Source organism: Wolbachia endosymbiont of Phyllotreta cruciferae (assembly GCF_918697765.1).
Classification (GTDB): domain Bacteria; phylum Pseudomonadota; class Alphaproteobacteria; order Rickettsiales; family Anaplasmataceae; genus Wolbachia; species Wolbachia pipientis.
The window spans coordinates 1,166,252-1,179,651 of sequence record NZ_OU953855.1; the positions used below are offsets into that span (position 1 = coordinate 1,166,252).

17 protein-coding genes are annotated in these 13,400 nt (G+C 36.5%); all 17 read left to right on the forward strand.

Annotation, left to right across the window (positions count from 1 at the left end; translation table 11 throughout):
• Window position 1 precedes the first annotated feature (1 nt).
• Window positions 2-1,480 (forward strand): ankyrin repeat domain-containing protein, encoded by a 1,479-nt coding sequence (locus NL281_RS05385; RefSeq protein WP_253303083.1) that lies wholly within the window; start codon window positions 2-4, stop codon window positions 1,478-1,480.
• Window positions 1,477-3,300 (forward strand): phage terminase large subunit family protein, encoded by a 1,824-nt coding sequence (locus tag NL281_RS05390; protein ID WP_253303084.1) that lies wholly within the window; start codon window positions 1,477-1,479, stop codon window positions 3,298-3,300. Before NL281_RS05385 ends, NL281_RS05390 begins: the two co-directional genes overlap by 4 nt.
• A gap of 3 nt (window positions 3,301-3,303) precedes the next feature.
• The gene (locus tag NL281_RS05395) at window positions 3,304-3,528 is read left to right on the forward strand and encodes a gpW family head-tail joining protein (RefSeq protein WP_114517459.1); all 225 of its coding nucleotides are present in this window, start codon (window positions 3,304-3,306) and stop codon (window positions 3,526-3,528) included.
• Between the two features lie 76 nt (window positions 3,529-3,604).
• The gene (locus NL281_RS05400) at window positions 3,605-4,225 is read left to right on the forward strand and encodes a glycoside hydrolase family 25 protein (protein WP_253303085.1); all 621 of its coding nucleotides are present in this window, start codon (window positions 3,605-3,607) and stop codon (window positions 4,223-4,225) included.
• The gene (locus tag NL281_RS05405) at window positions 4,222-5,640 is read left to right on the forward strand and encodes a phage portal protein (RefSeq protein WP_253303730.1); all 1,419 of its coding nucleotides are present in this window, start codon (window positions 4,222-4,224) and stop codon (window positions 5,638-5,640) included. The genes NL281_RS05400 and NL281_RS05405 overlap by 4 nt, the downstream gene beginning before the upstream one ends.
• A complete protein-coding gene (locus NL281_RS05410; RefSeq protein WP_253303086.1) occupies window positions 5,637-6,683 on the forward strand; it encodes a S49 family peptidase in 1,047 nt (348 codons plus the stop codon). Before NL281_RS05405 ends, NL281_RS05410 begins: the two co-directional genes overlap by 4 nt.
• Before the next feature lie 77 nt (window positions 6,684-6,760).
• Window positions 6,761-7,129, forward strand: a complete 369-nt coding sequence (locus tag NL281_RS05415) for a head decoration protein (protein WP_077188124.1) — start codon at window positions 6,761-6,763, stop codon at window positions 7,127-7,129.
• A gap of 25 nt (window positions 7,130-7,154) precedes the next feature.
• Window positions 7,155-8,159, forward strand: coding sequence for a major capsid protein (locus NL281_RS05420; RefSeq protein ID WP_253303087.1), 1,005 nt, complete (start codon window positions 7,155-7,157; stop codon window positions 8,157-8,159).
• 83 nt (window positions 8,160-8,242) lie between these two features.
• Window positions 8,243-8,557, forward strand: a complete 315-nt coding sequence (locus NL281_RS05425) for a head-tail joining protein (RefSeq protein WP_253303088.1) — start codon at window positions 8,243-8,245, stop codon at window positions 8,555-8,557.
• Window positions 8,542-9,048 carry a phage tail protein gene (locus NL281_RS05430; protein WP_253303089.1) on the forward strand — a complete coding sequence of 169 codons (507 nt, stop codon included), beginning with the start codon at window positions 8,542-8,544 and terminating at the stop codon, window positions 9,046-9,048. The genes NL281_RS05425 and NL281_RS05430 overlap by 16 nt, the downstream gene beginning before the upstream one ends.
• The gene (locus NL281_RS05435) at window positions 9,045-9,518 is read left to right on the forward strand and encodes a hypothetical protein (protein WP_253303090.1); all 474 of its coding nucleotides are present in this window, start codon (window positions 9,045-9,047) and stop codon (window positions 9,516-9,518) included. Before NL281_RS05430 ends, NL281_RS05435 begins: the two co-directional genes overlap by 4 nt.
• Window positions 9,505-9,969, forward strand: a complete 465-nt coding sequence (locus NL281_RS05440; RefSeq protein WP_253303091.1) for a phage baseplate assembly protein V — start codon at window positions 9,505-9,507, stop codon at window positions 9,967-9,969. Before NL281_RS05435 ends, NL281_RS05440 begins: the two co-directional genes overlap by 14 nt.
• Before the next feature lie 3 nt (window positions 9,970-9,972).
• Window positions 9,973-10,227 (forward strand): PAAR domain-containing protein, encoded by a 255-nt coding sequence (locus NL281_RS05445; protein WP_253303092.1) that lies wholly within the window; start codon window positions 9,973-9,975, stop codon window positions 10,225-10,227.
• A gap of 4 nt (window positions 10,228-10,231) precedes the next feature.
• Window positions 10,232-10,567 (forward strand): GPW/gp25 family protein, encoded by a 336-nt coding sequence (locus tag NL281_RS05450; protein WP_253303093.1) that lies wholly within the window; start codon window positions 10,232-10,234, stop codon window positions 10,565-10,567.
• Between the two features lie 2 nt (window positions 10,568-10,569).
• On the forward strand, window positions 10,570-11,352 hold the full coding sequence (locus NL281_RS05455) for a baseplate assembly protein (protein ID WP_253303094.1): 783 nt from the start codon (window positions 10,570-10,572) through the stop codon (window positions 11,350-11,352).
• Window positions 11,352-12,512, forward strand: a complete 1,161-nt coding sequence (locus NL281_RS05460; protein ID WP_253303095.1) for a phage tail protein — start codon at window positions 11,352-11,354, stop codon at window positions 12,510-12,512. Before NL281_RS05455 ends, NL281_RS05460 begins: the two co-directional genes overlap by 1 nt.
• A gap of 167 nt (window positions 12,513-12,679) precedes the next feature.
• A complete protein-coding gene (locus NL281_RS05465; protein ID WP_253303096.1) occupies window positions 12,680-13,399 on the forward strand; it encodes an ankyrin repeat domain-containing protein in 720 nt (239 codons plus the stop codon).
• Window position 13,400 lies beyond the last annotated feature (1 nt).

The following is a 13,400-nucleotide window of genomic DNA, read 5'->3' on the forward strand; positions in this document are numbered from 1 at the left end:
AATGGCTGATAACTTAAGTTTAGAGTTAATAAAGTGTCTCATCAATCAACCTGGATTAGATGTTAATGTTAGAGGATTAAATGGAAAGACACCACTACATTGTGCTATAGAGTTTGATGAATTAAGCATGATAGATCTGCTACTTACGAAAAAGAATATCAATCCTTTTGTGGAAGATAATGATGGTAAAACATCTCTTGATTACGCCAAAGAAGGGAAAAAAGCAGAAATATTACAAGCGCTAATTAATAACAAATACGGATCAGAACAAGATAACTTACTTCATTTAGCTGCAATGATAGGTGAAGTTAATGCAGTTAGATATTTGATAGGAAAAGGTGTTGACGTTAATGTACGAAATGCTCTGCATCATACGCCATTACATCTAGCAGCAGGAATAGGACATGCAGAAGTTGTAAAGATTTTGATAAGAGAAGGAAAAGCTGAAATAGATGTCTTTGATGCACGGAATCAGACACCAATGCACTATGCAGTTAATAACAAAAAATTGGAGATAGTAAAGTTACTGCTAAAGCTTGGAGCAGATGTAAATAGCACGCGCATGGGACAAAACTCAATGAAATTGTTACCTATTCATATAGCTGTAAGTAATACTAATTACGATGAAAGAGATCTGTGTTTGGATATCCTCAAATGCTTAATAAGGGAGCCTAATGCTCAAGTCAATTTGCAAGACTACGAAAATAAAACACCACTACATTACGCTGAAAGACTTAAAACAATAGAGGTCTTACTAACGCGAGAAGATATAGATCCATTGGTAAAAGACGATAGCGGCAAAACACCATTTGATTACGCTAAACCTGAGATAAAGAAGGCTTTGGTGAGTAATAAATACGGTTCTGAGAAGAATAGTCTACTCCATTTAGCTGCACAAATGGGAGAAGTTGAGCTTGTAGAGTCTATTTTAAAAGAAGAAATTGATATTGATATTTCAAACAATAAAGGTCTATCACCGATTTACCTTGCTGCAGAAAAAGGACATTTACATGTAGTAAAATTACTACTGAAAAAAGGAGCAAACTATACACCTGTTCTGCACTCAGCAATCAAGTCAAATAATTTAGAATTGCTAAAAACTTTATTTAAAGAAAAGAGTATCAAATTACCAGATGAGATAGGCAAGTCTGTACCAGTTTATTATAGATGTATAGAATATAGAGATGCAAAAGTAAGAAAATACAATAATGTGATCTGTATTTTTACCTCAGTAAGTGCAGTAGCAATAGCGGTATGTATAGGGTTAACAGCAACAACAATAAGCAGTGCAATCATTTTTGCAACAGTAACAGGAGTATTTGCGCTTGTTATAGCAATAATGATAAGTGAGATGAGTAAAAGATATATAGAAAACGAATTTCAGAAAAAGATGTTTATGGAATTGGAGGAGTGTGGAGGAATAAACTCTACTGTTAACAGTATTGAGATAGAACCAATTATGAGTAGATGCAGACAATGATATACGCTAGAGCTTTTTCTGAAGGTTTAAGACCAGATCCCCAGCTTAAAGTATCAGAGTGGGCGAATGAGTATCGAGTTTTAGCAGCAACTGCAGCATCAGAGCCAGGGAAATGGAGAACAGAGAGAACTCCTTATTTAAAAGAAATCATGGATTCACTATCTCCGTCCTCACCAGCAGAAAAAGTAGTATTCATGAAAGGAGCACAGATTGGAGGAACAGAAGCAGGAAATAATTGGATTGGCTATATCATCGATCAAACGCCAGGGCCAATGCTAGTAGTACAGCCGACAGTTGAAATGGGAAAGCGTTGGTCAAAAGGAAGATTTGCACCGTTGATAGAGAGTACACCATGTTTAAAGAGTAAAGTAAAAGACCCAAGATCAAGAGACTCAGGCAATACTGTACAAAGTAAGGAGTTTCCAGGTGGAATAGTAGTAATAACTGGAGCGAATAGCAGTGTAGGACTTAGATCCATGCCAGTAAAATATCTCTTTCTTGATGAAATAGATGCCTATCCAGGAGATTCAGGAGGAGAAGGTGATCCAGTACTGCTCAGTATTGCTCGAACTAATACATTTGCACAGCGAAAGATTTTTTTAGTATCAACACCAACAATTCATGGAATAAGCAGAATTGAGAAAGAATTTGAAGCAACAGATAAGAGATATTTTTTTGTTCCCTGTCCGCATTGTAATTACTATCAAGTTCTAAAATGGTCACAAATAAAATGGGAAAACAATGACTCAAGAACAGCACATTATGTCTGCACTGAATGTAGCGGCAAAATAGAAAATCATCAAAAGACAGAGATGCTTGAGCGTGGAGAATGGAGGCCTACTAATAGAGTAAAAGGTGAGAAAAAAGGATTTCATCTTTCAAGTCTTTATAGTCCAGTAGGCTGGTATAGCTGGACTCAAGCAGTAGAAGATTTTCTTCATGCAAAAGAAAGTGAACAATTACTAAAAGTATGGATAAATACTACGCTTGGAGAAACCTGGGTAGACAAAGGAGAAGTACCAGATTGGAAGCAATTATTTAACAGGAGAGAATTTTTTCCCGTAGGCACAGTACCTAGGAGAGAAGTGGTGCTTACTGCAGGAGTAGATGTCCAAAAAGATCGTTTAGAAGTAGAAGTTGTAGCATGGGGAAAAAGCCGCGAAAGTTGGTCAATAGAATACCGAGTATTTGAAGGTGATACTGGAAGAGGAGAAGTATGGGGAAAACTCTCTGAGCTCTTAAATCATCATTTTATCGGTGAAAATGGTCTTGAATACATGATAAGTATGATGGCGGTTGATGCTGGGTATGCGACACAAGAAGTATACAATTGGGTAAGAGGTCATCAAGGCTCTGGAAGAGTAATGGCAGTGAAAGGTGTAAATAAAGCTCTAGTACCACTTAGCAGCCCAAGTAGAGTAGATATAACAGTTGGTGGTCAAAAGCTAAAAAGAGGAATAAAGCTCTGGCCAGTGGGAGTATCGATTTTAAAGTCAGAACTTTTTCAATTACTTAATGTTTTAAAGGACGGTGAAGAAGCTCCAGCAGGATACTGTCATTTTCCCGAGTATGCACCTGAATATTTTAAGCAGCTAACGGCAGAGCAATTAGTCAGCAAAGTAGTAAAAGGTTATACCAAACAAGAGTGGCAAAAGGTAAGAGAAAGAAATGAAGTATTAGACTGTAGGATTTATGCAAGAGCAGCATCGATAGCACTGGGAATAGATAGATGGCCAGAGAGTAGATGGAATAGTTTAAGTGAAAAACCAGAAAGTAAAAAATCAAAGAAAATAGTGAAAAGCAAATGGATCAGCGAGTAGTAAATGTATAACGAAGATTATCTAATTCAAGTTGAACAAGCAATAAAGAAGCTTCAGAGTGGCGAAAGAGTGGTATCAATTGCATATGGTGACCATGTGGTGAGATATGCTGAAGTTCAGATAAATGATTTGCTCAGCCTCAGACAACGCATCAAAGGTGAACTAAAGATTGCTGGAATGAAGCCTAAACGAAAGATTATTTTTGCAACAAATAAAGGAGTTATATGAGGGAAAATTTTCTGAGAAAAGTTGTAAAAGAGGAATATTCTGAATTTTTAGAGCAATTAAAAACTTTTATAAAACTATGGGAGAAGAGAGTCCAGTAAATGGAATAATAGATTTGTCACATTGGCAAGAAAATGTGAATTTTAAGCTAGACAAAGAGAATGGTATAGTTGGAGTAATTCACAAGGCAACACAAGGGCTAAAATATGCGGATTCAAAGTATGCGAAAAGAAGAAAGAAAGCTGAAGAAGAAGGATTACTCTGGGGAGCATATCATTTTGGCACAGAAGGAAACGGCAAGAATCAAGCTGATCATTTTCTAAAAACGGTAGGCGAAAGCAAAAATACCATACTTGCGCTGGATATTGAAGAAAACAAAAGTGGCAAAAATATTGCAGTTAAGCAAGCTGAGGAATTTGTAAAGAGAGTTGAAGAAGTAACAGGAAGATTACCCCTAATTTATGGCAGTAGCTATTTTCTTAAGGATTTTGCCACACCAACTTTGACAAAATGTCCATTATGGATAGCAAGCTGGAGAAAAGAGCTCACATTACCAAAAGGCTGGAATGATTGGATTTTATGGCAATATACTGACGGTAAAACAAATCCAGAGCCACATGAAGTAGAAGGAATCGGAAAATGTGACAGAAATAAATTTAACGGAACTTTGAAAGAATTAAGAGAATTTTGGTTAGTATGATGCTGAAAAATTTCAAACAACTATTTAGTAAGCCAAAAATCAAAAGTTCTGCTTGGGATGCGTCAGGCTCAGGAAGAAGAGTGATGTATTGGCAAGGAGAAACAGGAAGCATAAATAATTTACTTTCTCAGAGCCTTGGGCACTTACGTAGCCGCTCTCGGGATATGGTAAGAAAAAATCCATATGCAGCAAATATCGTTGATACAATAGTAAGTAACTCTATTGGAACAGGAATAAAACCACAATCAAAAGCAAGAGATGGAGAATTTCGAAAGAAAGTGCAAGAATTATGGCTAAAATGGACAGATGAAGCAGATAGCTGTGGAATAAGTGATTTTTATGGATTACAAGCTCTAGTATGCAGAAGTATGATAGAGGGAGGAGAATGTTTTGTACGTTTAAGAACGAGAAAGCTGGAAGATAGATTTTCTGTGCCATTACAACTGCAAGTACTTGAGTCTGAACATTTAGATAATAAAACAAATCAAACTTTAGGAAATGGTAATGTAATAAGAAACGGGATTGAGTTTAACAAGCTTGGGCAAAGAGAAGCATATTACCTATTTAAAGAACACCCTGGTGAAGGCTCGTTTGGTGAATCAGTGAGAGTGCCAGCAAATGATGTTTTACATATTTATAGACCATTAAGACCTGGGCAAATCAGAGGGGAGCCTTGGCTTTCTAATATACTGCTGAAGCTTTATGAGCTTGATCAATATGATGATGCAGAGCTGGTGAGAAAGAAAACTGCAGCAATGTTTGCTGGATTTATTACGAGACTCGATCCAGAAGCAAATATCATGGGAGAAGGTGAAGCAAGTGAGCAAGGAGTAGCACTATCTGGCCTGGAACCTGGAACAATGCAGCTTTTAGACCCAGGAGAGGACATAAAATTTTCAGAACCATCAGACGTAGGAGGAAGTTATGAAGCATTCATGAGACAGCAACTGAGGGCAATAGCAATAGGTACAGGAATAACATATGAGCAGCTAACAGGAGATTTAACAGGTGTTAATTATTCATCCATTCGAGCAGGGCTGATAGAGTTTCGCAGAAGGTGTGCAATGTTACAGCATAACGTTATAGTGTTCCAGTTTTGTAGACCTATTTGGAATAGATGGCTAGAATTAGCAGTGCTTTGTGGAGAACTGAGTATAGATGAAAAAGTAGTAAAAGCAGCGAAAGAAGAAGTAAAATGGATACCACAGGGATTTGATTGGGTGGATCCACTGAAAGATCAGCAAGCACAACAAATGGCAGTAAGAAATGGATTTAAGAGTCGATCGGAAGTAGTATCAGAAATGGGTTATGATGTAGAAGAAATTGACCAAGAAATAGCAGAAGATCAAAGACGTGCAAGCGAACTGGGCTTAAGTTTTGATTCTGAGGTTACTGCAAATCAAGAGGTGATATGAAACAACAATGGCTAAACAGATGTGTAATGGTAGAACCAAGGAGTTTTGAGTTGCTGTCACTACAAACAGGAAAGCAGCCTATCTTTAAAAATATAAAACATGCAGTAAGAAATAGTGAAAGAGGAATAATACCGATACATGGCATTTTAACTAAAAAACCTGGTGCATTTGATGAAATGCTCGGAATGACATCATATGAGCAAATAGAAGAACAAATTACACAAGCATTAGCAGATAGTAGCATAGAGACAATTATACTGGAAATAGATAGCCCCGGAGGAGAGGTAAACGGTATATTTGACCTAGCTGACTTTATTTATGAATCAAGAGCAAAAAAGAGGATAATAGCGATAGCAAATGATGATGCATATTCTGCTGCGTACGCTATAGCCTCTAGCGCTGAAAAGGTATTTGTGAGCAGAACCTCAGGAGTAGGAAGCATAGGGGTAATTGCAAGTCATATAGATCAAAGTGGATTTAATGAAAAATGTGGAATAAAATATACCACAGTATTTGCAGGAAGTAGAAAAAATGATTTAAATCCACATGAGCCAATGACGTCTGAAAGTCTGGAAAGCTTACAAAAAGAAGTAGACCGACTATATGAAATGTTTGTGCAGCTAATAGCGAGGAACAGAGGTCTTTCAATTGAAAAGATTCGATCAACGGAGGCAGGGCTATATTTTGGCGAGAGAGCAATAGAAATAGGTCTTGCAGATGGAATTACAATTCTTTCATCTATTAATAAAAACAGGAGTATTACTATGAATGAACAAACTACAACTGACCTAGAAACTGATAATGTAACTAAGTATCGTACTGAAGTTCTTGAATTAATACGTTTATGTAACTTATCACGAATGCCAGAGAAAATAGAAGAATTTATAGAGCAAGGCGTAAGTATTGAGCAAGCCAGGGAAGTTTTAATGGAATTACTTGCAGAGAGAACGAAAAAGACAGAGATACTGAGTGCAATACCGCAGAATTCAGGAGAAGAGTTGATGATGGAGGTAGCAAGGACTAGAGCGCAATCAAGTATTTAAGTTTTTTTATAACCGCCGCGTACAACAATTACAAACATGGCGGTAAAACTAAAGGGGAAAATAAATGAGGAAATTTTATGAGTTGTATAATCGAACAAAATAATCTAGGTGACTTATTAAAGTATGAGGCATCAAGTCTATATTCAAGAGACCAAATAACGGTAGCCAAGGGACAAAATCTTAAACTTGGTACAGTTGTTGGTAGTGATAAGGATAACATGATTAAGATAATAAATCCAACTGCAACAGATGGTACACAAACAGCAATAGGTGCGATAGTAAGTGATGTAAATGCGACAGAAAATGCCAAAGCAGTAATCATTACACGTATAGCAATGCTAGCAGATCATGCAATTGTGTGGCCAACAGGTATCACTGAAGAGCAAAAAGCTGCAGCAATAAAGCAACTTGAAGGACGAGGGATCATTGTCCGCAAGGGAGTGTAACTTAAATTAATAAGGGGAAAAAAGAATGCAAAATCCATTTACGAATACAGCATTTAGCATGACGGCACTAACAAATGCGATGAATATATTGCCGATAAATTATGGACGTGTTGAAAATTTAAATTTGTTTCCAAGTAGGTCAGTAAGATTTAGACATATTACGATAGAAGAACACAACGGAGTGTTAAGTTTACTACCAACGCAAGTACCCGGAGCACCAGCAACAGTAGGAAAAAGAGGAAAAAGAAAGGTAAGAACATTTACGATTCCGCACATTCCGCATGATGATGTAGTGCTGCCAGAAGAAGTACAAGGAATAAGGGCATTTGGATCAGAGAGTGAACTTAAAGCGCTTGCAGATGTAATAACTGATCATTTGCAGCTAATGAGAAACAAACATGCAATAACATTAGAGCATTTGCGAATGGGAGCGCTCAAAGGAATAATTTTAGATGCTGATGGGTCAGAATTATTAAATCTGTACAACGAATTTGAAATAACACCAAAAGTAGTAAATTTTGTCCTGGGAACAGCAACAACTGATGTAAAACGTAAGTGTCTGGAAGTATTGCGGCATATTGAAGACAACTTAAGTGGTGAATATATGACCGGGATTCATGCACTGGTAAGCCCTGAGTTTTTTGATGCACTCACTTCTCATGCTAAAGTAAAAGAAGCATATGAAAGATGGCAAGAAGGAGCAGCGCTAAGGAATGATATGAGGTCAGGATTTACGTTCTGTGGAATCACATTTGAGGAATATAGAGGGCAAGCAACTGATCCTGAAGGAACCGTGAGAAGATTTATAGAAAGAGATACAGGTCACTGTTTTCCACTAGGAACAGCAAGTACATTTACAACATATTTTGCACCAGCAGACTTTAATGAGACAGTAAATACTCTTGGACAGCCACTCTATGCAAAACAAGAGCCAAGAAGATTTGATAGAGGGACTGATTTGCATACGCAGTCAAACCCTCTGCCAATGTGTCACCGTCCAGCAATACTAGTCAAGATCGTTGCAACATAGGTAGAGCAAATATAAAGTGGTGTGAGGCAGAAGAATGCTTTACCTCTTCTTAGCATATAAATGTTAGTATATAGCGGAGAAATGTGCAAGAGAATATTAAGAGATTATTTAAAGATTGTTTTGCCCATTTAGGAGAAGTGGCTTTATATAAATCAAAGGATAAGTCATATATGGTACAGGTATTAAAGCAACAGCCAGATAAATTATACGAGATTGGTGAAGGACAATTTGTGGGAGAGATGCTTTTTCTTGAGGTAAGCATTTTTGATATACTGAGGCCAATTGTAGGAGATATCTTCGTTATTGGTAACTGTAAGTATAAGGTGCACTCACCACCACTTAGAGATAAATCTGGAATGATCTGGCGAATCGAAGCATCTGAATGTCTATTCATATAGAAGTTAATAGTATAGACAGTGTAAATGCTAAAAGAGGAAAAATAGAATTAGCAATGGTAAAGGCACTAAACAAAACGGCACTATGGTTAAAAGCGCAAGCAGCTAAGGAAATCAGTGAGGAAAAGAAGATAAAATTAAGTTTGATAAGAAAGAGATTAAGAATTTTTAAGGCGAAAACTAGCAGATTAGACGTGTTGATTAGAGCAAATCTCTATGACATTAGAGCATGGACAATTGGCAAAATACAAAAAACAAGAAGAGGATCGAAAGTAGGAAAGCATGAGTTTATAGGAGGATTTGCAGCAGTTATGCCAAAAGGAAATAGCGGTATGTTTAAACGTGAAGGAAGGGCAGCATTGCCAATAAAGGAAGTTAAGTTGCCACTAGAACCTGAGGCTTCAAGGATAATAGGGAATCTTGTTAATTATGAAGTTGAAAAGGTATTTGAAAAATTCTTCCACCGCGAATTAAGTTACATTACATCTATATGAATTGGCAAGATTTACATAAAGCAATTTGCACTAAGTTAAAAGAAGAAATATCAGCAATTCAAACTTGTGATATTTATCCATCGATAAGAAAAGAATTATTAGCGCCAGCGTTATTTGTAGAGCTTGTGAGTTTAGAATCGGGAAAAGATCCAGGAACAGAGGAATTAGCACTGAAAGCAAGATTTGAAGCACGAATTGTGATTGATAGCACAATAGAAAATGCAGCTATTATTGTCAGAACATTAGCAGCAGAAGTAGCAAGAGTAGTAAATAAAAATACTTGGAATGTGGAAAATGTTTCACCAGGAGAATTTATATCTGCGGAAATTGACGGATTTAGACCCGAATTAGATGCGTATTTGGTGTGGTTGGTTGAGTGGAGTCATCAGCTTCATTTAGGTAAATCGATATGGACAGAAAATACGATTAAGCCACATACGATTACAATAGGAGAAAATGTTAGAGAGTAATTTTGCTATTTCAGAGCTGCAAAGAAAGTTAGCAAACATTGTACGAATAGGAATTGTAAAAGAAATAGATTATGAAAAAGCAAAAGTAAGAGTGAAAATAGGAGAATTTTTAACAGATTGGTTGCCGTGGATAACAAGTAAAGCAGGAAAAGATAGAGATTGGTGTCCGCCAGATATTGATGAGCAAGTAGTTATACTTTCCCCGCTGGGAGAATTATCTTTAGGAGTAGTACTTCCTGGAATATATCAACAAAAGTACTCTGCTCCAGAAAATAAAAAAGAGGTGAGTAGCTTAACATTTCAAGATGGAACAAAGTTGTCATACGATAAAGATAAACATCATTTAGAGATTGAAGTATTAGACAAAATAACACTGAAGGCTGGGGAATCGAGCATAGAGATGACAAAAAAAGGAATAAAACTCAAAGGAAAAAGAATAGATTTAAACTAAAATATGGGTAAAGCAATCGTTTGTATAGGGGATTATTGCAGTGGGATACCGGTTCATGTTTGTATGAGTGGAAGTAGTGATGTTTTTAAGAAAGGGAGATCTGTGTGTCGAAAAGGAGATATTGTAACTCTGGGAGAGACGATAACACAAGGTTCAAACAGCGTATTTGTGAATGGTATTGGTGTAGCAAGAACTGGAGATATGGTTTCGTGTGGATTTAAGGTAATAGGCGGAAGTAGCAGCGTTTTTTCTGGATAAAGATATGAAGGGAATGAGTGCTAGAACAGGTAAGGCATTAGAAGGAATAGAACATTTAAAGCAATCAATAATTGATATATTAACCACACCGATAGGATCACGTATTATGCGTAGAAATTATGGGTCAAGATTACTTGAGTTAGTTGACCGGCCAATAAATAGAGATTTTTCGTTAGAAATTTATGCAGCAACAGCAGGAGCACTAGAAAAGTGGGAAAAAAGATTCAAACTCGAAAAGGTAAAAATCACAGAGGCGAAAGAAGGGAAAGTCACAATTTCTTTGGATGGGATTTATCTACCAAATGGAGAAAATATTCGCTTTGACGGGGTTGTGGTATAAAGATGGAGCAGCCAAATATTATCGAACCACTGAACTTTGAAGAGATTTTTGCTCGGATGAAGGAAGAGTTAGTGAAGCGTGATGCAAGTTTTACAACATTAGTAGAATCTGATCCAGCAATGAAGGTTCTGGAAGTAGCAGCCTGGAGAGAGCTTTTGCTGAGACAAAGAATAAATGAAGCGGTAAAAAGCAATTTACTCAAGTTTGCAAGGGGAGAAGATCTTGATAATTTAGCTGAGTTTTATGGAGCAGAGAGGCAAGATGGAGAAGAAGATGAACGCTTCAGAAAAAGAATCAAGGCAAGAATAGTTGGCTCAAGCACAGGGGGGAATTATCGGTTTCAAGCACTCTCAGCAAATACGAGAGTTAAAGATGCATTAGTAGAATCTCTGGTACCAGGAAAAGTACAAGTTTCAATCTTATCAACACAATTATCCACACTGCAAGAAGAATTACTAGAAATTGTCAGAAATCAGCTAAACAAGGAGGATGTGAGGATTTTAACAGATACGATTGAAGTGGTAAGTTGCAATATTACGGAAATAGATATTCACAGCAGAATGAGCATAAGTTCTGTAATATCAAAGGAGGAAATTAAGGAACAGTTCATTAAGAAGTTTGAAGCAAGTAGAAGGCTGGGATGGAGTGTAACAAGATCATGGATTATAGCGAATTTGTTTGTGGAAGGAGTGGAAAACGTGGAATTAATCGAGCCAAGAGAGGATGTTGTTGTGCTAGGTAATGAGTGTGCAAATTTGCGAAATTTAAAGATTGAGTTGAATTAATGCTATTACCCCCAAATGCAACAAAACAAGAGCAAGCATTAGTAGAGGCTATTGATTACAAAGTAGATCCAAGTTGTATCAGAGGGTTTAAATTTAACCTAAAAGAAGAAGTATTGCCGTGGTTGGTTGAAGAATACGGGTTAGAAGAAATTCTACGCTGGGCAAAAGATAAAAAAAGAGCGATAAAAGAAGGGGTAGAATTTCAGCGTTTAAGAGGAACACCAGCATCACTCAAAATAGCGCTCAAATGGGCAAATATAGAAGATATTACGATTATTGAAGAGCCACCTGGTAAACACTTTTTTGAGTTGCAGGTAGGGATAAGAGACGTACCAAATGATTTCTTTGTAGATGCAGTAGTAGAGCTGGCAAAACTATCATTACCTGCAAGATCGAGACTAATGAGAATTTTTAACGATCACTACAACATGGGTAGGTTCATTTTAGATGAAAGTTTTTTTGGAAATTTGTTATCGGATTACTCAGGTGTAAAAATAGAAGAAGATGGACCGGTGTTATCATTTGGTCGGAAGAACTCATTTGAGCTAAAAATATTAAATCCAAGTTTTAAGTTTAGTACTTTTCGTGTTCATTATGAGCAAGCATTTAGTAATGACATATATCGATTAGATGTAGCAATACTTGGAGAAACCGAGCCTCACACGAAGAATTATAACGGTATTTATGAAAGAAATCATCAGTGGAATAATTTAAAAACGTTATATCCTCTACCACAGAGCTTATTACCACCGATTAAATTTGCTAAAGCAGAGATAGTATTGTCAGGCAGTTGGAGATTAGGAGAAATAAACGCATGTTTTCCGGTTACGAGTGTAGAAGAATGTGGAGAAAAGTTCTATTTGAATGACCACAAACTATCTGAACAACTGTGGAATTTAAAATACAAGCCAATTTTAGAAAGGTTTAGCGTTACTCACCACTACAAGGTAGAAGATTTTACCAACCAGAAAGTTATAAGATTTGGTTTAGCAGAACATAATGTTCATTTTGAAAGCGAATTAAATTCAGAGCAAAAGGATTCAATACATGAACCGGAAAATTACATTTTAGTGTTTTACCCGGGAGTATTGAAGTGGCACGAACATCGACATTTGCACAGAAGTTGGAAAAATAGTCAAGTAATATGTCTAATAAGTTAAGTACTTATATTTAGATCCTCATATATTATATTAATAATAGGTAAAAGTGTATGAAATAAAAAGAAAAAGACTTGCTTTCTTATGCTAAAACGGACATGACTTGAATAGCAGCAGGTAAATATAAGAAATTTGTCTGGCGCTAGAAAAGCTAATTTTGTGAGGTAAGTATGAAGTTTAGCAAAGAATCTTTTAGTAAGTTTTTTAAAGAAGTATCAAGTAACGGGTTTAAAAACATTAATAAAAGAAATGAAGAAGGAGAGACGATCTTGCATCAAGCAGTAGAAATCTCTGATTACAAAACAGTGAGGTTCTTAATAAAGAAAGGAGCAGAGGTTAATGCAAGAGACAAAAATGGTTATACACCTCTGCACTGTGCAGTATTCGCAAAAAGTTTAGAAAATGTAAAAGTGCTGCTAAGAGAAGGAGTAGAAGTAAACGCCACTCAATATGTCAGTGGATGTACGCCACTCCACTCTGCGTGCAAAATAGGAGGAGCAGGAGTTGAAATAATAAAAGAGCTAGTGAAGGCCGGAGCTGAAGTTAATCAACTGAATAAATATGGTGCAACACCAATGTATTACATCTGGGAAAGTGAAAAGTATCGTCTATGTGATAGCAAAGAAAGTGAAAAGGCAAGTAAATTTTTGAGAGAAAAAGGTGGAGTAACAAAAAGTAGAGAACTGACGTGCTATGGAATAGAGAAGTTAGTGGAAGAAATAGCATATACGTTAGATAGAAGCTATTTACCTGAGTTAAAGGTGATAGAGATAGAAGAAATAAGAAAGAGAGACAAATCACTAATAAAGGAAAAATGTGAAAATTTAGCAAGCAAAATAATGAGCCAAGTAAATGAAATGATAGATGATGGGGTGAGAAGGAAGGCTTAAA